This is a genomic window from Pseudomonas sp. MWU12-2345 (assembly GCF_023242385.1).
GTDB lineage: Bacteria > Pseudomonadota > Gammaproteobacteria > Pseudomonadales > Pseudomonadaceae > Aquipseudomonas > Aquipseudomonas gingeri_D.
The window spans coordinates 636,576-655,317 of the sequence record NZ_JALLJA010000001.1; the positions used below are offsets into that span (position 1 = coordinate 636,576).

Below are 18,742 nucleotides of genomic sequence, written 5' to 3' on the forward strand. Positions count from 1 at the left end.
TTGGTCAGCAGGCGGTCAAACAAGCCCCCTAGTCTTGAGCCCGGGTTCCCCTCTCGAGTCGACTTGATGCCCCGTCCACACCACCAAGGTGGTTTCACCCTGATCGAAGTGCTGGTGGCCCTGACAATCATCGCCGTCGCGCTGTCCGCCGCCGTGCGCATGGCCGGGGTGATGACCCAGAGCAACGGGCTGTTGCGGGACAAATCCATCGCCTTGCTGGCGGCCCAGAGCCGTCTGGCGGAATTGCGCCTGGAAGGACGCCTGCCCGTCGGGCGCAAATCCTTCGAATGCGATCAGGGCCGGCTGATGTTGCGCTGCGACCAGATGATCGGCGCGTTCGGCGCCGGTCTGTTCAAAGTCGATATCCTGGTCCTCGATCGCAGCCGCGAGGCGCCACCGCTGGCCCAGTTGGAAACCGTGCTGAGCCCGGCCCAACCGGCACTCAAGGGCGGGTCAGCTTCGGCAGGAACGGCGCAGCACTGAGGCGGGTCACGTTCAGGTGGAGTTTTTCCGTGCCGCGTTCGACAACAATGCCCTCGGGCTCGATGGCCAGCAGGCGCACGCCCTGGCTCAGGGTTTCGCCCGCCAGGAAACTGCGCGGAGGGCCGTCGTTGAGACTGAGGATCGCCACCGCCCCGTGCACTCCGGCCATGACCCCGGAGACCTTGATATCGAGCACCGCCGGCTGGTTGGAAAACCATTCCAGGGCGGGGTTGTCGCTGCGGGTGCCGGCGGTTTGCGGCAGGCCTTCGGGTAACAGCGATGGCGCGGGCTTCAGCAACAGGCTGGACCAGGTCAGCGCACCGGCCAGGGCCGCGAGCAAGGCCAGCGCCTGAACGAACTGCGGCGGGGAAAAACGGTGACTCCATTGCATGCTTGAGGTCCTTCTCGACAGTGATCCGAAACAGAGGCTGCGCCGCAAATCCCTGTGGGAGCTGGCTTGCCAGCGATAGCGATGTATCAGGCGACAACGATGTCGACCATGAATTCGTATCGCCAGCAAGCCGACTCCTACAGAAACGCGCTCCCATCAGACTACCTGTCAATTCTCACGTTTTTATTTCACATGCTCATCATCTTCGCGGCGCAGCCTGTATCAACCCCCAAGGAGCCCTTGTCGAATGGATGTCGTGCGCCCCCAAGCCGGTTTCACCCTGATCGAACTGATGGTGGTGCTGGTCATCATCGGTATCGCCAGTGCGGCCATTGGCCTGAGCATCAAGCCGGACCCGTTGCACCTGCTGCGCAAGGACGCCGAGACACTGGCCCAGGCCCTGCAGGTAGCCCAGGCCGAGGTCCGGGCCGATGGACGGCCGATTCGCTGGCTGAGCGACAGCAAGGGTTATCGCTTCAGCCGCGGCGACGACCAGGGCGGCGTCGAGCAGTTCGCCCAGGACCCGCAGCTGCGCCCCCGCGCCTGGCAGAGCACACCGATGCAGGTGCGTATCGACCCGGGCAAAAGCCTGCTGTTGACCGCCGAGTGGATCGGCGTGCCGTTGCGCCTGTCGCTCTCCGACGGCCAGCACAGTATCAGCGTGCTGCGTAGCGCCACCGGCGAGGTGAAGGTGCAATGAACAGGCGCCAGCAAGGCTTTACCCTGATCGAAGTGATGGTCGCGATCATGCTGATGGCGATTGTCAGCGTGATCGCCTGGCGCGGGCTGGACAGCGTCAACCGCGCCGACGAACACCTCAAGGCCAGCGCCGGACAGACCCGCGAACTGCTGGCGGCGTTGGGGCAGTTGGAGCGTGATGTGGCGCTGCGCGCCAGCATTGAACTGGTGGAACCGGTGGTGGTGGATACCGAACACGAAGCCCCGCCCGCCCCCGTGGCCCTGAGCGTACGCAGCGCCGAGGGCAAGGGCTTTCGCCTGGAGCTGATCCGCGCCGCGCCGCAGCAGGACGGCGCTCTGCAACGGGTGCGCTGGTGGTTGCAGGGCGGCACTCTGTATCGCGCTGCTGGACCGGCGCGCACGCAATTCCCGTTGCCGGCGGCCAAGGAGGGTGTCGCGGTACTGGCTCAGGTGCGGGAAATGGACTTGCGGGTCTGGCAACCGGGCAAGGGCTGGCGCAACCTGGGCGGTAGTCATCAGGATAATCCCCAGGGTCTGGAAATCACCCTGGTGCGCGACACACCCCAGGGGCCGGAGCGTTATCGCCAGGTGCTGGGCCCGCTGGAATAGCGGGCCTCGCTAGCTCAGCAACACCACGCCACCCGGCAACTCGGTGCACTTGGCTCCGTAGGCATCGCGGATCAACAACGCCACCCCCGCCAACTGATCGAGACTGAAACGCGCCTGGACCTTGCGTTTGCCCAACTCGGCATTGAGCAACACCAGCATGCCCGGGCGATAGCGGTTGATCTCGTCGATCACCGAGGCCAGGGTCGCATCATTGAACACCAGCATCTTGTTACGCCAGGCGATCACGTTCGCCGCATCGACCGTTTGCGGCTCGCCGGTATGCTGGGCGTCATAGGTCAACTGTCGGCCACTCTCCAGACGAAAGCTGCGGCCCTGCACCTGTACCGTCAGCAGACCTTCGATACAGGTCACACAAACGCTCTGGTCAATATGACGCACGTTGAAACGCACCTGATCGGCATGCAACCAGCCCGGACCGGCCTGGACGCTGATCGACTCCCGTGAACGTGTCACCACCTCCACTTCGCCGCTGACCAGTTCGATCTGCGGGCTGCCGCCGACCGCCGCCAGACGATTGATCCGGGTCTGGGTGTTGAGCTCCAGGCGGATATCGCCGCTCAGGTCGATGCGCCGCTGCTCGCCGACTTCGGTGACGTAATCGGCACCCAGCCCGGAAAAACCGCCGGGTATCGTTTCGCGCACCAGGAAAAAAGCCGCCGACGCCGCAATGGCAGCGCCGAGAAAAGCCCTTCGGCCAAACTGCCGGGCACGGGGCGGATGCTGCAATTGCAAGGTGGCCGGCTTGAGGGAGTGCCACATCGACTTGCTGCGTTCGAACGCCTGGGCGTGTTCCGGGCTCTGCGCGCACCACTGGCGCAAGGCCCGGGCATCGCCGGCGGTGGCCCGCCCCGAGGTCAGGAGGATCAGCCAATCCTGGGCTTCGCTGTGCAATCGAGCGGTCTCGCCGGCCCGGGAATCAGTCATGGAAGTCGTGTTCAAGCGCGCAGGTACTCAAGAAAATTTTGCTGGTCTATTACCTAGACGGTTTTCCCGCACCGGGACCGAACCGCTGAATCACTTTTCTTTCAAGGCGTGCCGCGCAATGCCCCAGGGCGGCCTTCAATTCCTTTTCGACCATGCGCGTGGAAATCCCGAAACGTTGGGAAATCTCCAGGTGCGGCGCTTCTTCCAGACGCGCCGCGATAAAGATCCGCCGTCGCCGTGGCGGCAGTTCATACAGGGCGCTGAGCAGCAACTGGATCTCCTTCTGCCCCCCCACGACCCGCTCCGGGTCCTGGGATTCGTCGCTGACCTGCAACAGTTCCTCGATTTCCTCACCCGTCAACAAGCGCGCGTCGGCCTGACGGCGATCGGCGGCGATATTAAGCGCCATGCGGTACAGATAGGCGTTGGGCTGGGTGAGGTTGAGCGGCGCTTCCATGCGGTCGACCCGCAGATAGGTTTCGTGCAGGACGTCGTTGGCCAGATCCTCGGAACCCAGGCGTCGGCGCAAGCGCGCCTTGAAGTCGTCATAGGAGGTCAGGAACAACCGGACCATAGGACTCTGCCCGATATTCTTCATACTTATCAGGCTCCTTCCCGCTCTGTGCATTCCATGCTGCTTCCTGCTGAGTTCGGCGTTATTAGAAGGGTTATCGGTTGATGCAGCGACGTCGGCGCGGGACGCCTGACACGCACACCACTCAACCGTGCCACCAGCGCCCCGTCGCGCTGAATATCTCCGGTGGAACTGACCAGGCGGCTGTACTGGACATCACCGGCACGCCCGATCCACACCTGCAACACCGCCCGGTAAGTCCCCGGCCGGGTCAGCGGCAACGCACACAAGGCCTGCTCGATCGCCACCTGGATCGCCTGGGCATAACTGCTTGCCATGGCTCTCGCCGCCGAACCCTCGCTCCCCTTGCCCGTCGGCCGCTCGTTGACTTGCGCCACTTGCAGGGTGAAGGCATCGGCCCGGGCGTAACGCGCCATCAGGCCAGTGCCGGTGAGCAACAGGCTCAAGGCTTCGCTGGCCCGATAGCGACCCTGCACGGCAAAGGATCGACGTGCGCGGGTCAGGTCGCGGTCCACCAGCACCGCCATGCCGGTCAGGCGACTGAAGGTATCCAGTGCACCAGCCAGCTCCTGGGCGGCAATGTCCAGGTCCAGGCGCGCCTCGGGATCAAGCTGGACCGGTTCCGCCGCCAGGCACGAACAAATCCCGCCCAGCAGCCAGCCGGCCAGGACCAGGCTCGCCAAGGGATAGCGAAAGAACGACAGACGCACCGCCACGGATCGAAGTCCCTGCACAGCTGACGTGTTCCTGAAAATCGTCATCCTGAGGGCTGTTTATGAACCTGATGTTACGTTCACTGCAAAAAAACCATCACCTGGTGGCGAACGGCTTTGATCTAGACTAAAGGACCAGAGAAACCCTTCTTCCAGGGTCGCCAGGAGGCGTCAATGAAATGCTCATCAACCCTTACCGCGCTGTTGTTGCTCGCGCTATCGGGCTCGGCGCTGGCCGCTGAGCCGACCGCGCAACCGGTCGGTTGCATCGACGTCAGTGTCGGCGGCTACAAGGCCCCGGACTACAACTGCCTGAGCCAGCAGATGAGCGACCCGGAGCAGACCCAGGCGCGGCAGAAGAACCAGGAAGCACTGAACCCCGACATCAGCAAAAAAGCCCCCAACAAACTGGGCCTGGCGACGCCGGCCGCCACCAGCGTACGCATGGGCAATACCTTCGGCACCTCGGTGATGCCGCAGCGGCCACCAGCGGGCCAGTGACCCCTGGCCGCCCTTGTAGGAAATTCGAAGCCAGGCGCGGTCCTTGTAGGAGCCTGGCTTGCCAGCGAAGGGGTCCTCAAGATCGCCAAAAGCTTCGCGGGCAAGCCCTGCTCCTACAGTGCATTGTCGGCCACAGATTTTGTGTACGACACAGACCTGTAGGAGCCTGGCTTGCCAGCGAAGAGGCCCTCAAGATTGCCAAAAGCTTCGTGGGCTGGCCTTGCTCTTCCAGAGCATCAAGGCATGCCCAACCAGTGCGGCAGCGTCAACGAGATCATCGGCACGTAGGTCACCAGGATCAGGAACGCCAGCAGGATCATCAACCACGGCAACGCCGCACGGATAGTCTGTCCCAGGGTGAGCCCGGTTACCGCCGAGGTCACGAACAGGTTCAACCCCACCGGCGGGTGTACCAGGCCGATTTCCATATTCACCACCATGACGATCCCCAGGTGAATCGGGTCAATCCCCAGCTTCACCGCAATCGGGAAGAAGATCGGCGCCAGGATCAGCACAATGGCCGACGGCTCCATAAAACTACCGGCAACCAACAGCACCACGTTGACCATCATCAGGAAGCCGATCGGCGTCAGCCCTTCGGACACCACCCAGTTGGTGATCTGCTGCGGGATCTGCTCGGTGGTCAGCACATGGGCGAACAGGATGGCGTTGGCGATGATGAACATCAGCATGATCGCCAACCGGCCCGACTCCATCAGCACCTTCGGGCAATCGCGGATCTTCATGTCCTTGTAGATGAACAAGGCGACAAACGCCGAATACACCGCCGCCACCGCCGCCGCTTCGGTCGGGGTGAACAGGCCGCTGTAGATCCCGCCGAGGATGATCACCAGCAACAGCAACCCCCAGAAGGCACGGCGCGCCGCCGTCAACCACTCGCGGAAGGTCGCCCGTGGCTGCGCAGGTAATTTCTTGATCCGCGCAACAATATAGATCGCCACCATCAGCATCAGGCCCAGCAGCAGCCCGGGAATCACCCCGGCCATAAACAGCTTGCCCACCGAGGTTTCCGTGGCCGCCGAGTACACCACCATGACGATCGACGGCGGAATCAGGATGCCCAGGGTCCCGGCATTGCAGATGATCCCGGCACCGAACTCCTTCGGATAACCCGAACGGACCATCCCCGCCACCGCGATGGAACCCACCGCCGCCACCGTCGCCGGCGAAGAACCGGACAAGGCGGCGAACAACATGCAGGCCAGCACGGCGGCAATCGCCAGGCCCCCACGAATATGCCCGACACAGGCGTTGGCGAAATCGATCAGGCGCTTGGCCACGCCGCCGGTGGTCATGAACGCACCGGACAACAGGAAGAACGGAATCGCCAGGAAGGTGTAGGCGTCCGAGGTCTCGAACAGCTTGATCGCCAGGGAACTGAGGGAGTCCTGGCTGAAGATCAGGATCGACACCGCGCCGGACAGTCCCAGGGAAATCGCAATGGGCACGCCGAGGAACATGAAGGTGAACAACAGCAGAAACAGACAGAGAACGGCCATCAGTGCTGCTCCTTGTGTTCACTTGCCAGCTTGCTCGCTTCGCCGGCTTCATCGGCCAGGCCCAGACCGGCCTGGCGACGGGTGAAAATGCGGTAGAAGATTTCCAGGTAGCGGATCAGCACCAAGGCAAAACCCACCGGCACGATCACCACGATATAGCCGACCTTGATCCCATACTGGTCGAGGTCTTCGGCACCGATCCCGGCGGCGAGCACCGCGCTCAGCCACTTGTAGCTGGCCACCATGAACAGCCCGGCGTAGGCCAGGCAGCAGGCGCAGGCGAGCAGCGCCAGGTAGCGTTGCACCGGACGCGGGGTCAGCTTGACCAGGGCGTCGACCCCGAGGTGGCCGGCGGTGCGCACGCCGTAGGAGATACCGAAGAAGATCAGCCAGCCGAACATGGCCTTGGTCAGGGCCACGCTCCAGGTCATGTCCTGGGCCACGGTCATGGTGGCGTCGCCCAGGCTGTTGAAGAAGGCGCGGCTCCAGGCCCAGCGATCAGCCAGGTTGAAGAACAGCGTGTAGATGTTGTTGGCCATCACATAGACAAAGGTCACCAGCGTCATGGCCGCCAGCAGGAAAGCGATAAAGCCTTCCTCGAAATGTTCCCAGATGCGCCGCAAGGGTTGCGTTTGCATGGACAGGACTCCGCGAGAGGGAAAAGGAGGTATCAGGGCTGGTTGGACTTGTCCGCCGCATCGATCAGGTCGGCACCGATCTCACCCTCGAACTTCTTCCACACCGGCTTCATCGCCTCACGCCATTGCCCGCGCTCTTGGGGGCTCAGCTCGATGATTTCGCTGGTCTTGGCGTCGATGATCTTCTGCTTGGCGCTCTGGTTCAGCGCTTCGGCCTGCTTGTTCACCTCGACGGTGACCTCGGCCATGATCTTTTCCAGCTCGCTGCGAATATCCGGCGGCAGGCCATCCCAGAACTTGCTGTTGGTGATCACCATGTAGTCGATCAGGCCATGGTTGGACTCGGTGAAGTACTTCTGCACCTCGTTGACCTTCTGGCTTTCATAGTTCGACCAGGTGTTCTCGGTGCCGTTGACGGTGCCGGTCTGCAAACCCTGGTAGACCTCGGCGAAGCTCATCTTGCGTGGATTGGCGCGGATCGCCTTGAACTGCTCCTCCAGCACACTGGAAGCCTGGACGCGGAACTTCAGGCCACGGGCATCGCCCGGTACGTGCAGCGCCTTGTTCGCGGAAATCTGCTTCAGGCCGTTGTGCCAATAGGCCAGGCCGAGAATGCCCTTGCCCTGCATCGCAGTCAGCAGCGCCTTGCCCTGGGCCGCCTGGAAGCGGTCGACGGCGGCCATGTCGTTGAACAGGAACGGCAGGTCGTAGATCTGGATCTGCTTGGTGTACTGCTCGAACTTGGCCAGGGACGGTGCCAGCATCTGTACGTCACCCAGCAGCAGGGCTTCCATTTCCTTGCCGTCACCGAACAGCGACGAGTTGGGATAGACCTCGACCTTGACCCGGCCCGGCAGGCGTTCTTCGGCGAGCTTCTTGAACAGCAGCGCGCCCTGCCCCTTGGGTGTGTTTTCCGCGACGACGTGGGCGAACTTGATCACGATGGGCTCGGCCGCCTGCGCGAGGCCCACGGTGAGCAAGGTGGCGGCGCAGAACAGCGCCCGGGTCAACTTGAACATGTAAGTCACCTTCTTATTGTTGTGTTGTAGGCAGGTTGCCTAAAGCCATGCGTATAGAGAATTTCGAATTCTGAGTACCTGCGTTCGGCTCAGGTGAACGCTCCGTAAACTCTGGGTTTATTGCCGAAGGCTGAGTACGACGCGGTCTCCGATCAGCGGCCAAGGATCGGCCTGTCGAGCCTGCGGTGATGGCCTACACCAGCGCCAACAAGCGGCGGGCCCGCAACAAGACCGGGGCGTCGACCATCTGCCCGTCGACCTGATAGGCTCCGGCGCCGTCACTGCCGGCGTCCACCACGCGGCGGGCCCAGGCCAGGTCTTCGGCACTCGGCGCCAGGGCCGCGTGGATCACCGGCACCTGCCGGGGGTGAATGCACAACGCACCGGCAAAGCCCATTTCATAGGCATGGCGGATTGAGCGGCGCAGGCCCTCGGGGTCGTCGATGGCCGGATGTACGCCGTCCAGCGGAGCGACCAGGCCGGCGGCCCGTGAATGCACGATCACCGCCAGGCGTGCCTGGTCGAGGGCGAACTGCGCGGCGTCCGAGCCGCTGCTCAGGTTGAGGTCAAGGGCCAGGTCCAGGCCGCCGAAGGACAAGCGCTCGACGCCGGGGGCGCTGGCGATTTCAGCCAGGCTCAACAAACCGCGGGCACTTTCGATGATCGGCCAGACGGGTTTGCCGGTCGCCGCCACGGCGCCGACCTGGGCGGCGTTCTCAACCTTGGGCAGCAGCACGCCGCTGACGCCAGGGTGTTGCTTGCAGAACGCCAGGTCAGCGCTGTGTTCGGTGTGGTCCGGGCCGTTGATGCGGACCAGGACCCGGGCCTGGGGATTGGCGGTAAGGAATTGGCCGAGGTGGTCACGGGCGATTCGTTTGAGCGGTTCTTCGACGGCATCTTCGAAATCGACGATCACGGCATCGGCGCCGCTGGCCAGGGCCTTGGCGAAACGCTCGGGACGACTGCCGGGCACGAAGAGCGCGGAGCGGGCAATGGATGAAGACATGTTGTGTTCCTTGTTTTTTGGTTGCGCGGCCTGTCTGGGGGGACCGCGTTATCGTTCTTCGCGGCGGTGCGGCGTACCGACAAGCCCTGCTCCTACAGTCCTCTGTCGTTCCCCATATTTGTGTACGACGCCAAACTGTAGGAGCAGGGCTTGCCCGCGAAGGGGCCCTTGAGAGCAGCCCATTCTTTTCAAACCACCCCATCCACCCGCAGCCGCTCCACCGCCTCCGCGGAAAAGCCCAACTCACTGAGGATCGCCCCGGTGTGCTCGCCCAACCCCGGCACCGCCTCCATACGCGGCTCAAACGCCGCATTGCGCGCCGGCGGCAGCAACGCCGGGAGTTTCCCCGCCGGACTCCCGACCTCGCGCCAGCCATCCCGGGCCTTGAGCTGCGGGTGGTCCCACACACCCTGCATGTCGTTGACCCGGGCATTGGCGATCTGCGCCTCTTCCAACCGGGCAATCACCTGCTCGGTGCTGAGCCGGGCAAAGCTGTCGACGATGATCTGACGCAACACCTCACGGTTGGCCGAACGCTTGAAGTTGGCCGAAAAGCGCTCGTCCACCGCCAGCTCGGGGGTCAGCAGCACCCTGTCGCAGAACGCCGCCCACTCACGCTCGTTCTGCAACCCGAGCATCACGGTGCCGCCGTCGCCCGCCGGAAACGGCCCGTAGGGATAAATGGTCGAGTGCGCCGCACCGGCCCGTGGCGGCGGCGGCGCACCGTCGAAGGCGTAATACATCGGGTAGCCCATCCACTCCACCAGGCTTTCCAGCATGCTGACGTCGATGCGGCTGCCCTCCCCGGTTTTCTCCCGCAGCAGCAACGCCGAGAGAATGCCGCTGTAGGCGTACATCCCGGCGGAGATATCGGCGATGGAGCAGCCGGCCTTCGCCAGCTCTTCCTCACCCGGCCCACCGGTCACCGAAAGAAAGCCACCCTCGCTCTGGATCAAAAGGTCGTAGGCCTTTTTCTTCTCATAAGGACCACCTTCGCCATAACCGGAAATATCGCAGACGATCAGCCGTGGAAAGCGTTCATGCAGCGCCTCGAAGGACAAACCCATGCGCGCGGCAGCCCCCGGCGCGAGGTTCTGCACCAGTACATCGGCCTGCCCCAGCAGATTTTCGAGAATATCGCCGGCCTGCTCCTGCTTGAGGTCCAGGGTCAGGCTTTCCTTGGAACGGTTGGTCCAGACGAAGTGCGAGGCCAGGCCGCGAACACGTTCGTCATAACCACGGGCAAAGTCGCCGCTGCCGGGGCGCTCGATCTTCACCACCCGTGCGCCCAGGTCCGCCAGTTGCCGCGTACAGAACGGCGCGGCAATGGCGTGTTCGAGGCTGATCACCGTGATGCCGTCCAACGGGCGCGGTGCCGGGGTATTGCCTGCTGCCGTATTCATCAGCGCAGCTCCTTCAAGTCAGTGGTATTACGCAGGTCCCAGACCTGACGGATCAAACCCTCGGCCTGCTCGGCCGAGCGCGCCCCGGAGAACTGCAGCAGACGGCGGAATTTGTCTTCCAGCTCGGCCCGCGACAGGCTGTTGCCAGGATCACCCTTGGGCTCGTCGATGACGCCGTACAGGGTGCGCCCGTCAACCGTGGTGACCACCACCCGGCCCAGCCAGCGTTGGGGATAGGCGCCATCGACTTCCGGGTCCAAGGTCATGCTGACCTTCTCGCGAAACGCCGATACGGCCGGATCGGTCAAGGACAGTTGGTGGAACTCCGGCAGCCCGGCCTTGCCATGCACGGCGATCAGGCCCAGCACGGTGCCCATGGAGAACTTGGCCTGGTGCACCGTCTGCGGCACCTTGACCCGTCCGAGCACATCAATGGCACCCTGATGCACACGGGTTTCCACATGCCGAATATGTTCATGACTCAAGCCTTCCTGCCACATCAGCTCCAGCAACGCATCAGCGGCCGGATGGGTGTGGCGACAGGACGCGTGGAACTTGAACGAGGTTTCCACCAGCGCCCAGCGGCTGCCCAGGCGATCGGACAACTTCGTCGGATCGGCATCGCTGGACATCCCGGCGGCCAGCCCCTGGTCACCTTCGAGAATATTGCGCGCCCCGGTCAGGCCATCCGCCGTCAGGTAGGCGGCCAATAGGCCGTCCGCCGCAGCCTTGGCGGTGTGCAACTGCTTGGAATCGGCGGCATCCCGGAGGAACTCCCAGAGCCCGGCGGCCTGGGTGCCGGCGCTGCCCAGCAGGTTGCTGAACTGTCCCTGGTCGAAGTCCATCAGCTTGCCCACGGCCACGGCCGCCGCCAGGGTGCCGACGGTGGCCGTGGTGTGGAAGATCCGATAGTGCGAACGCCCGAGGAACTCGCCGATACGAATGCCAGCCTCATAGCCGGCCAGCGAGGCCAGCAACAGCTCGCGGCCGGACTTGCCGAGATCCTGGGCCGCCGCCAGGGCCGCCGGGAACACCACCGTGGCCGGGTGCAGCACGGAACTGTTGTGCAGATCGTCCTGCTCCACCAGATGGGAGGACGCGGCATTCACCAGGGCGGCGAAGTACGCCGAACTGCCCTGGCCATTGACCAGGATCCGCGCCGGGCCGCTTGCCGGGCCCATCTTGCGGGCATAGGCCTCGAACAACGGAATCGGATGGGCACCCTGGCTGGCCAGGGCCGAGGCCAGCCAATCGAGGAACAGATCTTCGGTGCGCTCGAACACCGCTTGCGGTACCTGTTCGTAACGCAGGCCGGCGAGGAATTCGCAGAGGGCTTGGGTATGGCTCATGCGCGGCGCCTCAGAAGCTGCGTGGCAGTTCGAGCAGATGCTCGGCCACGTAGGACAGGATCAGGTTGGTGGAGATCGGCGCCACCTGGTACAGGCGGGTCTCGCGGAACTTGCGCTCGACGTCGTATTCACAGGCGAAACCGAAACCGCCGTGGGTCTGCAGGCAGGCGTTGGCCGCTTCCCAGGACGCCTTGGCCGCCAGGTACTTGGCCATATTGGCGCTGGCCCCGGCGTTCTGCCCGCTGTCGTACTCCTCGCAGGCGCGCCAGCGCATCAGGTCGGCGGCCTCGATCTCGATATGGGCTTCGGCAATCGGGAACTGCACGCCCTGGTTCTGCCCGATGGGGCGGCCGAACACCACCCGGTCGCGGGCATAGGCACTGGCCTTTTCGATAAACCAGCGGCCGTCGCCGATGCACTCGGCGGCGATCAGCGTGCGCTCGGCATTCAGGCCGTCGAGGATGTAGCGAAAGCCCTTGCCCTCTTCGCCGATCAGGCTGTCGGTGGGGATTTCAAGGTTGTCGAAGAACAGCTCGTTGGTCTCGTGGTTGACCATATTGGCGATGGGCTGCACGGTCAGGCCGTTGCCGATGGCCTCGCGCAGGTCCACCAGGAAAATCGACATGCCTTCGGATTTCTTCTGCACCTCGGCCAGGGGCGTGGTCCGGGCCAGCAGGATCATCAGGTCGGAATGCTGGACCCGCGAGATCCAGACCTTCTGGCCGTTGATCACGTACTTGTCGCCGTGCCTGACCGCGGTGGTCTTGATCTTGGTGGTGTCGGTGCCGGTGGTGGGCTCGGTGACGCCCATCGATTGCAGGCGCAACTCGCCGCTGGCTAACTTGGGCAGGTAGAAACTTTTCTGTGCTTGGCTGCCGTGGCGCAACAGGGTGAACATGTTGTACATCTGGCCGTGCACCGTGCCGGAGTTGCCGCCGCAGCGGTTCACTTCCTCAAGGATCACTGAGGCCTCGGCCAGGCCCAGGCCGGAGCCGCCGTATTCGGCCGGAATCATCGCCGCCAGCCAGCCGGCATCGGTCAGCGCCTTGACGAAGGCTTCGGGGAAACCTTTTTCTTCATCGACCTTGCGCCAGTAGGCAGCATCAAATTCAGCGCACAGGGCACGTACGCCCTCGCGAATGGCATTGAGTTCTTCGTTGTTATTCGGATTCATCGGGTGACGGCCTTTTTATTGTTAGTCGAAGTGCACTTCAGCCTGCTGGGCCAGGCCGGCGGCGTTGCCGGCCCAGAGCTGGGCGACGCCGGGACTGAGGATCCGTCCGCCGACTTCGAAGGGTTGTGGTGCGATCAGCGGGCGCACGCCGCGATAGGAAAAACGCCGCAGGGTTGCCTGGGGATTGGCCCGGCAGAACGCCCGCAGGTTCAGGGTGGCGATCATCGGACCGTGCACCACCAGGCCGGAATAGCCTTCGGTGCCGGTGACATAGGGGTAGTCGTAGTGGATGCGGTGGCCATTGAAGGTCACGGCGCTGTAGCGAAACAGCAGGGTCGGCGTCGGCTCCACGGCTTCGCGCCAGCCGCCCTCGATCAGGGCTTCGCCGCTGCTCTGCTTCGGGGGGGTGGGCTCGCGGTAGACGATGTCCTGTTCTTCGCGAATCGCCAGCCGGCCGTCCTGGGAGTATTCATGCCGCACGGTGACAAACAGCAAGGCACCGCTACGCCCCTGTTTTTCCTCGATATGGCTGATGGTCGACAGCCGGGTGGCATCGTGACCGGCACGCAGGTGCTCGAAGAACTCCAGGCGCCCGCCGGCCCACATACGGTTGCGATTGTCCGCCGGCGGCAGGAAGCCGCCACGGGCCGGATGCCCGTCGCCGCCCAACAGGCTCTCGGCCAGCGGTTCCTGGAAGAAACACCATTGCCACAGCGGCGGCAACGCCTCGCCATGGGCCGGAGCCGGTTCGCCGAAGGTCGCGGCGATACGCTTGAGCAGGTTGCGGCTCAATTGGTCGTGGGCTTCTTCGGTCCGTCCTAGCCAGGCACTCAGATCCGTTGCACTCATGGAAGGTTTTCCCCTTGCCGGTTGTTGTCATGAACCGATGATGCAAGGTGCAGCCCGTTCCGAGAATTTGCATTTCTATAAGCCGGCGTTCAGTTATGCTGAACGCCAACGTCCTACCTGCACGCAGCCCCTGACCGGAGTCGCCCCATGCATTTCGACCTGGCGGATCTACGCCTCTTCATTCATATCGCCGAATCGCCGAGCCTGACCCAGGGCGCCCGGCGCGCCTTCCTCTCCCCGGCTGCCGCCAGCGCGCGGATCAAGGCCCTGGAAGCGCAACTCGACACCCGCCTGCTGTACCGCGACAGCCGTGGCGTGGAAGTCACCCCGGCCGGCCAGCGCTTGCTGCAACATGCGCGGCTGATCATGCGTCAGGTCGACTATCTGAAGAGCGAGTTCACCAGCTACGGCGGCGATTCGGCCGGGCATATCCGTATCTTTGCCAACACCACGGCGGTGACCGAGTTTCTCCCGGAGGTGCTGGCCGGTTTTCTCTCCCAGCGTCCCGGGGTCACGGTGGACCTGCAGGAACGGCTGTCGCGGGATATCGTTCGTGGCGTACTCGACGGCACCACCGACATGGGCATCATCGCCGGTCCCGTGGAAGCCAGCGGCCTGCAGGTGATGCACTTCAGCACCGACCGCCTGGTGCTGATCATGCCGGTGGACCATCCATTGGCGGCGCAGCCGTCGGTGACCCTCGGCCAGACCCTGGCGTTCCAGCATATCGGCCTGCATGAAGGCAGCACCTTGCTAAGCTTTCTGCGCGAGCATGTCGAACGGCTCGGCAAGACCCTGTCATTGCGTATCCAGGTCTCCAGCTTCGAAGCCATCTGCCGCATGGTCGAGGCCGGGGTGGGCATCGGTATCATTCCCGAGTCCGCCGCCATGCGGCACAGCCGGACCATGGAACTGGTGACCGTGGCGCTGGACGAGCCCTGGGCGATTCGCGAGCGTAGCATCCTGGTGCGCGAACTCGAAGCCCTGCCCGGGACCATCCGCGCCTTGATCGCCACGCTGATGCCCAGTGCACAAACCTGAACCGCCCGACAGTTTGGGTTGCACAAACCCCTGCTTCGGCGGCATTCTTGATGACATTCGACTGACCGAACTTTTCACCGCAGCCGCACTCAATCAGTGCATGGATCCACGCCCTTCCCGACAGAGACGCTCATGACTTCGAAGCTTGCACAACTCAAGCAATTCACCACCGTGGTCGCGGACACCGGCGACCTCGACGCCATTACCCGCCTGAAGCCGGTCGACGCCACCACCAACCCTTCGCTGCTGCTCAAGGCTGCCGCGCTGCCAGGCTACGCCGACCTGCTCAAGGCCGCCGTGTCCCACGCCAAGGGCGATGTGGGCCTGGCCTGCGACCATTTCGCGGTGTCCGTGGGCAGTGGCATTCTCAAAGTGATTCCAGGGCGGATTTCCACCGAAGTCGACGCACGCCTGTCCTTCGATGAAAGTGCCCTGCTGAGCAAGGCCCACCAATTGGTCGAGCTGTACGACAAGGTCGGCGTAGGCCGTGACCGCGTGCTGATCAAGCTGGCTTCGACCTGGGAAGGCATCCGCGCCGCCGAAAAGCTGGAAAAAGAGGGTATCCAGACCAACCTGACCCTGCTGTTCTCCTTCGCCCAGGCCGCGGCCTGCGCCGATGCCGGGGTGTTCCTGATCTCGCCGTTCGTGGGCCGGATCTACGACTGGTACAAGAAGTCCACCGGCAACGAGTACAGCGGTGCCGACGATCCGGGCGTGCAGTCGGTCACCCGTATCTACAACTACTACAAGTCCAACGACTACAAGACCGTGGTCATGGGTGCCAGCTTCCGCAACCTCAACCAGATCGAACAACTGGCCGGTTGCGACCGCCTGACCATCAGCCCCGACCTGCTGGAAAAACTGGGCCAGGACGAAGGCCAGCTGGAACGTCGACTGGTGCCGGGGGCCGCCGGTGAACCACGCTTGAACCTGAACGAGGCGCAGTTCCGCTGGGCCTCCAACGAAGACGCCATGGCCACCGAGAAACTGGCCGAGGGTATTCGTCAGTTCGCCCGTGACCAGGAAAAGCTCGAAGCCCTGCTGGCTCACTGATACGCCAATGACAACCCGGGCAGTCGGTTACTCCTCTGCCCGGGACAACGCTCTTTTCGAGTCCTCCTGCCACACGGCTAGTCAGCGACTCGCTTGATGCCTTTTCTCTCCTGACCCGGCCCGCCTCACCAGGCGTCAAACGCCTGTGGGGCGAACCGCTGGGCTGCTCGACCCGCACCGTCAGTTGGTGCGTTCGACGCTATCGGACGCCTGCTTGCCGGCCGCCACGGCCTGGGCCTTTTCAGCCTGCTGGTAATAGGCCATGGATGTATCACGGGCCGCGTCCATGCGGGCCATGACTTTATCACCGCCGCCTTCGGCCATCGCCGCGACGGAGGCGGTCATCAGGGTTACGATCAACAACGCTTTAAGGGATTTCATCAGTCACTCTCCAATAGTTTGAGTTCGTCAGCACGGGTTCCGGCTGACTTGGGCTCATCCTATCGATCGGTGCATTTCAGCCTGTTCCCCGCAGGATGAAATTTTTTACAGGAACATCAATTCGAGACGCGCCATCCCCGGAGCTGGATAAGCTCAAGTCAACGCCCTAGAATCGGCAAAGCATTGATTCTGGAAAAGAGACAATATGGATCGTATCGACTGCATGCGCGCCTTCGTCGCCACCGTCGGCGCCAATGGCTTTGCCGCGGCGGCCCGGGCCATGGATGTGCCGCGCTCGAAAGTCAGCAAGCAGATCCAGGCGCTGGAAGAGGCCATTGGCGTGCAACTGCTGCAACGCACCACCCGCAGCCTGCACCTGACCGAAGCCGGCGCGGAATACTACGAGGCGGCTCGCGAGCTGCTGGCGTCCCTGGATGAAACCGAACAACGGGCCCGCGACGGCGTCGGCGAACTGCGCGGCGTGCTGCGGGTCAACGCGCCCATGTCCTTCGGCCTGCGGCGGTTGGGGCCGTTGATCCCACTGTTTCACCAACAGCATCCGAACGTGGAACTGCAACTGGTGCTCAGCGACCAGCAAGTCGACCCGGTGCGCGGCGGCTTCGATGTCACCATCCGCATCGCCAGCCTGCCAGACTCGTCCCTGGTCGCCCGTTTGCTCGCTCCCGCGCCGCGCATCATGGTGGCCTCGCCGGCCTATCTGGCCCGAGCAGGCACACCGCAAACACCCAAGGACCTGACGGCCCACCAATGCCTGAACTACGGCTATCTGCAAAGCGGTGTCAGCCTGCAACTGAGCAATGGCAAGGAAACCCAGCGGGTCAATGTCACCGGCCCCCTGCATGCCAACAATGGCGACCTGCTGGCCCAGGCGGCACAAGCCGGCATGGGCATCGCCCTGCTGCCGGACTTTATCGTCGAGGACGCCCTGGCCGCCGGTACCCTGGTGCCGGTGCTGTGCGAGTGGCAAGCCCCGGCGATCAGCATCAACGCGGTCTATCCCTCGGCGCGCCGGGTGCCGCAGAAGACCCGGGCGTTTATCGAATTCCTGGTCAAGGCACTGGCGGTGGAAGTCACCGCCTGACCCCTATGCGGTACTGAAGATCGATTGCTTGCCGATGGAAATACCCGACCACAGTTCGTCCAGGTGCTTGAATCCCCACTTCTTGACCGACTCCAGGCTGACAATCGAGTCCTGTTCGCTGACAACGGCAAGATCGATAACACTCTGGGCAATGGGCATTCGCAGCTTCGCGGAGTAGAACACCTTCACCCGGGGCGTCAGCAATGAATGCTCGTGTTGCTCCAGGACGATCCCCAGGCGACCGCTGTGCAACAGCACCAGGGCTCCCACCGGATAGATGCCGATGCAGCGGACGAAGGCATGGAAGATCTGCTCATCGAACTGGCCTTTCCAATCGGCCATTTTTCGAATGGCCTCGGCCGCCGTCCAGGCCTGCTTGCCATGTCGCTCGGAGGTCACCGAGTCGTAGCTGTCACACACCGCGGCCATCCGCGAAAACAGGCTGATCTGCGTGCCGCAGAGTTTGTGCGGATAGCCGCTGCCATCGATTCGCTCGTGATGATGCAGGCAGACATCCACCACCCTCGGGCTGAAATGGTGGGTGTCGAGAATCATCTTCGCGCCGATCTCCGGATGGTGGCGCAGGATATCGAACTCGGCCTCAGTGAGTGGCGAGGTTTTACCGAGCAACTCGGCAGGCACCATCATCTTGCCCACTTCGTGCAGGATGCCCGCCATGCCGGCCTCCTTCACCAGGCCCTCGGGCAGGTTCAGGCGGTAGGCCAGGCTCATCATCAGCGCGCACACCGCCACCGAATGCATGTAGGTGTATTCATCGCTGGTCTTGAGCCGGGCCAGGCTGATCAAGGCGTCGGGATGGCGCATCAATGAATCGGAGATTTCCGCGATCAGGTGGGAGATCTGCTCGGGATGAACCGCCCTGCCCATGCGCAGGTCGCCGAACAGGCTCAGCACCGCGGCCTTGGTCCGGGCGCACAGATTCAGCGCATGGACCACTTCGTCGCTCATGGCAATCCGTGGGCGATTGCGTGGCCGCTCCTGCGCCGGAATCGCCAGTGCCTCGAGCTCCGGCGCAGCGGGTTCCTCGACCTCGACATCCAGACCCTTGTCGGTATCTATCCAGAGCGCGGCGAGGCCGGAAGCACGAATCTTTTGCAGATCAGCTTCATCATCCAGCAGAAAGTGACTGCGCCAGAACGGGTGGTCCATCCAGGAGCCACAGAAGGATTGCACATACATGCCGACACGAAGCTCGCTCACCTGTATCTGTCTTAGCATGATGGACATCCTGGTTTCTTGTCACACTCAAG

21 protein-coding genes are annotated in these 18,742 nt (G+C 63.3%); 7 read left to right on the plus strand and 14 right to left on the minus strand.

Features of this window, described 5'->3' with window-relative positions:
- Window positions 1–66 precede the first annotated feature (66 nt).
- Complete coding sequence (gene gspI / locus M5C71_RS02815; protein WP_103497940.1) at window positions 67–483, plus strand: type II secretion system minor pseudopilin GspI; 417 nt, start codon at window positions 67–69, stop codon at window positions 481–483.
- Here the strand turns inward: gspI and M5C71_RS02820 are convergent.
- Entirely contained in the window at window positions 443–874 is a 432-nt protein-coding gene (locus M5C71_RS02820; protein WP_248767151.1) for a general secretion pathway protein GspC, read from the minus strand. The genes gspI and M5C71_RS02820 overlap by 41 nt on opposite strands.
- A 247-nt stretch (window positions 875–1,121) precedes the next feature.
- On the opposite strand from M5C71_RS02820, the gene M5C71_RS02825 reads away from it, so the two are divergent.
- Window positions 1,122–1,574 carry a GspH/FimT family pseudopilin gene (locus M5C71_RS02825; protein ID WP_248767152.1) on the plus strand — a complete coding sequence of 151 codons (453 nt, stop codon included), beginning with the start codon at window positions 1,122–1,124 and terminating at the stop codon, window positions 1,572–1,574.
- Window positions 1,571–2,182: a prepilin-type N-terminal cleavage/methylation domain-containing protein gene (locus M5C71_RS02830; protein WP_103497943.1), complete on the plus strand. Its 612-nt coding sequence runs from the start codon at window positions 1,571–1,573 to the stop codon at window positions 2,180–2,182. The genes M5C71_RS02825 and M5C71_RS02830 overlap by 4 nt, the downstream gene beginning before the upstream one ends.
- Window positions 2,183–2,191: 9 nt before the next feature.
- Here M5C71_RS02830 and M5C71_RS02835 read toward each other — a convergent pair whose 3' ends face one another.
- From M5C71_RS02835 to M5C71_RS02845, 3 genes are read right to left on the minus strand one after another with little or no spacing between them, the layout of a single operon-like run.
- A complete protein-coding gene (locus M5C71_RS02835) occupies window positions 2,192–3,127 on the minus strand; it encodes a DUF4880 domain-containing protein (RefSeq protein ID WP_248767153.1) in 936 nt (311 codons plus the stop codon).
- A 49-nt stretch (window positions 3,128–3,176) separates the two neighbouring features.
- A complete protein-coding gene (locus M5C71_RS02840) occupies window positions 3,177–3,725 on the minus strand; it encodes a sigma-70 family RNA polymerase sigma factor (RefSeq protein WP_100941089.1) in 549 nt (182 codons plus the stop codon).
- A 5-nt stretch (window positions 3,726–3,730) separates the two neighbouring features.
- The gene (locus M5C71_RS02845) at window positions 3,731–4,456 is read right to left on the minus strand and encodes a TonB-dependent outer membrane receptor (protein ID WP_248767154.1); all 726 of its coding nucleotides are present in this window, start codon (window positions 4,454–4,456) and stop codon (window positions 3,731–3,733) included.
- Window positions 4,457–4,609: 153 nt separating this feature from the next.
- Here M5C71_RS02845 and M5C71_RS02850 point away from each other — a divergent pair, with 153 nt between their 5' ends.
- Window positions 4,610–4,936 (plus strand): hypothetical protein, encoded by a 327-nt coding sequence (locus M5C71_RS02850; protein WP_103497945.1) that lies wholly within the window; start codon window positions 4,610–4,612, stop codon window positions 4,934–4,936.
- A 236-nt stretch (window positions 4,937–5,172) separates the two neighbouring features.
- Here M5C71_RS02850 and dctM read toward each other — a convergent pair whose 3' ends face one another.
- The 8 genes from dctM to M5C71_RS02890 all read right to left on the minus strand — a co-directional run bounded on the left by dctM (window position 5,173) and on the right by M5C71_RS02890 (window position 13,894).
- Window positions 5,173–6,456: a C4-dicarboxylate TRAP transporter large permease protein DctM gene (gene dctM, locus M5C71_RS02855; RefSeq protein ID WP_100941087.1), complete on the minus strand. Its 1,284-nt coding sequence runs from the start codon at window positions 6,454–6,456 to the stop codon at window positions 5,173–5,175.
- A complete protein-coding gene (locus M5C71_RS02860) occupies window positions 6,456–7,094 on the minus strand; it encodes a TRAP transporter small permease (RefSeq protein WP_103499830.1) in 639 nt (212 codons plus the stop codon). The genes dctM and M5C71_RS02860 overlap by 1 nt, the downstream gene beginning before the upstream one ends.
- A gap of 32 nt (window positions 7,095–7,126) precedes the next feature.
- Window positions 7,127–8,113, minus strand: a complete 987-nt coding sequence (locus M5C71_RS02865; protein WP_152738741.1) for a TRAP transporter substrate-binding protein — start codon at window positions 8,111–8,113, stop codon at window positions 7,127–7,129.
- Between the two features lie 193 nt (window positions 8,114–8,306).
- A complete protein-coding gene (locus M5C71_RS02870; protein WP_248767155.1) occupies window positions 8,307–9,119 on the minus strand; it encodes a CoA ester lyase in 813 nt (270 codons plus the stop codon).
- Between the two features lie 188 nt (window positions 9,120–9,307).
- Complete coding sequence (locus tag M5C71_RS02875; protein ID WP_103499833.1) at window positions 9,308–10,522, minus strand: CaiB/BaiF CoA-transferase family protein; 1,215 nt, start codon at window positions 10,520–10,522, stop codon at window positions 9,308–9,310.
- Window positions 10,522–11,871, minus strand: coding sequence for an MmgE/PrpD family protein (locus M5C71_RS02880; RefSeq protein ID WP_103499834.1), 1,350 nt, complete (start codon window positions 11,869–11,871; stop codon window positions 10,522–10,524). The genes M5C71_RS02875 and M5C71_RS02880 overlap by 1 nt, the downstream gene beginning before the upstream one ends.
- 10 nt (window positions 11,872–11,881) lie before the next feature.
- Complete coding sequence (locus M5C71_RS02885) at window positions 11,882–13,045, minus strand: acyl-CoA dehydrogenase family protein (RefSeq protein ID WP_248767156.1); 1,164 nt, start codon at window positions 13,043–13,045, stop codon at window positions 11,882–11,884.
- Window positions 13,046–13,066: 21 nt separating this feature from the next.
- Window positions 13,067–13,894 carry a MaoC family dehydratase N-terminal domain-containing protein gene (locus M5C71_RS02890; protein WP_248767157.1) on the minus strand — a complete coding sequence of 276 codons (828 nt, stop codon included), beginning with the start codon at window positions 13,892–13,894 and terminating at the stop codon, window positions 13,067–13,069.
- Between the two features lie 147 nt (window positions 13,895–14,041).
- Between M5C71_RS02890 and M5C71_RS02895 the strand changes: the two genes are divergently transcribed.
- On the plus strand, window positions 14,042–14,935 hold the full coding sequence (locus M5C71_RS02895) for a LysR family transcriptional regulator (protein WP_103496113.1): 894 nt from the start codon (window positions 14,042–14,044) through the stop codon (window positions 14,933–14,935).
- Between the two features lie 132 nt (window positions 14,936–15,067).
- On the plus strand, window positions 15,068–15,988 hold the full coding sequence (tal, locus tag M5C71_RS02900; protein ID WP_103496114.1) for a transaldolase: 921 nt from the start codon (window positions 15,068–15,070) through the stop codon (window positions 15,986–15,988).
- A 180-nt stretch (window positions 15,989–16,168) separates the two neighbouring features.
- Here tal and M5C71_RS02905 read toward each other — a convergent pair whose 3' ends face one another.
- A complete protein-coding gene (locus M5C71_RS02905) occupies window positions 16,169–16,369 on the minus strand; it encodes a co-regulatory protein PtrA N-terminal domain-containing protein (protein WP_103496115.1) in 201 nt (66 codons plus the stop codon).
- Between the two features lie 205 nt (window positions 16,370–16,574).
- Between M5C71_RS02905 and M5C71_RS02910 the strand changes: the two genes are divergently transcribed.
- Window positions 16,575–17,471 (plus strand): LysR family transcriptional regulator, encoded by an 897-nt coding sequence (locus M5C71_RS02910; RefSeq protein WP_103496116.1) that lies wholly within the window; start codon window positions 16,575–16,577, stop codon window positions 17,469–17,471.
- A gap of 3 nt (window positions 17,472–17,474) precedes the next feature.
- Here M5C71_RS02910 and M5C71_RS02915 read toward each other — a convergent pair whose 3' ends face one another.
- Entirely contained in the window at window positions 17,475–18,710 is a 1,236-nt protein-coding gene (locus tag M5C71_RS02915; protein ID WP_248767158.1) for an HD-GYP domain-containing protein, read from the minus strand.
- Window positions 18,711–18,742 lie beyond the last annotated feature (32 nt).

Bases quoted from the DNA above. Each gene is read 5' to 3' on its own strand.
- M5C71_RS02865 (WP_152738741.1), bottom strand. From the start codon at position 8,113: ATGTTCAAGTTGACCCGGGCGCTGTTCTGCGCCGCCACCTTGCTCACC.
- tal (WP_103496114.1), top strand. From the start codon at position 15,068: ATGACTTCGAAGCTTGCACAACTCAAGCAATTCACCACCGTGGTCGCG.
- M5C71_RS02825 (WP_248767152.1), top strand. From the start codon at position 1,122: ATGGATGTCGTGCGCCCCCAAGCCGGTTTCACCCTGATCGAACTGATG.
- dctM (WP_100941087.1), bottom strand. From the start codon at position 6,456: ATGGCCGTTCTCTGTCTGTTTCTGCTGTTGTTCACCTTCATGTTCCTC.
- M5C71_RS02890 (WP_248767157.1), bottom strand. From the start codon at position 13,894: ATGAGTGCAACGGATCTGAGTGCCTGGCTAGGACGGACCGAAGAAGCC.
- M5C71_RS02915 (WP_248767158.1), bottom strand. From the start codon at position 18,710: ATGCTAAGACAGATACAGGTGAGCGAGCTTCGTGTCGGCATGTATGTG.
- M5C71_RS02820 (WP_248767151.1), bottom strand. From the start codon at position 874: ATGCAATGGAGTCACCGTTTTTCCCCGCCGCAGTTCGTTCAGGCGCTG.
- M5C71_RS02875 (WP_103499833.1), bottom strand. From the start codon at position 10,522: ATGAATACGGCAGCAGGCAATACCCCGGCACCGCGCCCGTTGGACGGC.
- M5C71_RS02835 (WP_248767153.1), bottom strand. From the start codon at position 3,127: ATGACTGATTCCCGGGCCGGCGAGACCGCTCGATTGCACAGCGAAGCC.
- M5C71_RS02885 (WP_248767156.1), bottom strand. From the start codon at position 13,045: ATGAATCCGAATAACAACGAAGAACTCAATGCCATTCGCGAGGGCGTA.
- M5C71_RS02905 (WP_103496115.1), bottom strand. From the start codon at position 16,369: ATGAAATCCCTTAAAGCGTTGTTGATCGTAACCCTGATGACCGCCTCC.
- M5C71_RS02840 (WP_100941089.1), bottom strand. From the start codon at position 3,725: ATGAAGAATATCGGGCAGAGTCCTATGGTCCGGTTGTTCCTGACCTCC.
- M5C71_RS02830 (WP_103497943.1), top strand. From the start codon at position 1,571: ATGAACAGGCGCCAGCAAGGCTTTACCCTGATCGAAGTGATGGTCGCG.
- M5C71_RS02850 (WP_103497945.1), top strand. From the start codon at position 4,610: ATGAAATGCTCATCAACCCTTACCGCGCTGTTGTTGCTCGCGCTATCG.
- M5C71_RS02910 (WP_103496116.1), top strand. From the start codon at position 16,575: ATGGATCGTATCGACTGCATGCGCGCCTTCGTCGCCACCGTCGGCGCC.
- M5C71_RS02860 (WP_103499830.1), bottom strand. From the start codon at position 7,094: ATGCAAACGCAACCCTTGCGGCGCATCTGGGAACATTTCGAGGAAGGC.
- gspI (WP_103497940.1), top strand. From the start codon at position 67: ATGCCCCGTCCACACCACCAAGGTGGTTTCACCCTGATCGAAGTGCTG.
- M5C71_RS02895 (WP_103496113.1), top strand. From the start codon at position 14,042: ATGCATTTCGACCTGGCGGATCTACGCCTCTTCATTCATATCGCCGAA.
- M5C71_RS02870 (WP_248767155.1), bottom strand. From the start codon at position 9,119: ATGTCTTCATCCATTGCCCGCTCCGCGCTCTTCGTGCCCGGCAGTCGT.
- M5C71_RS02880 (WP_103499834.1), bottom strand. From the start codon at position 11,871: ATGAGCCATACCCAAGCCCTCTGCGAATTCCTCGCCGGCCTGCGTTAC.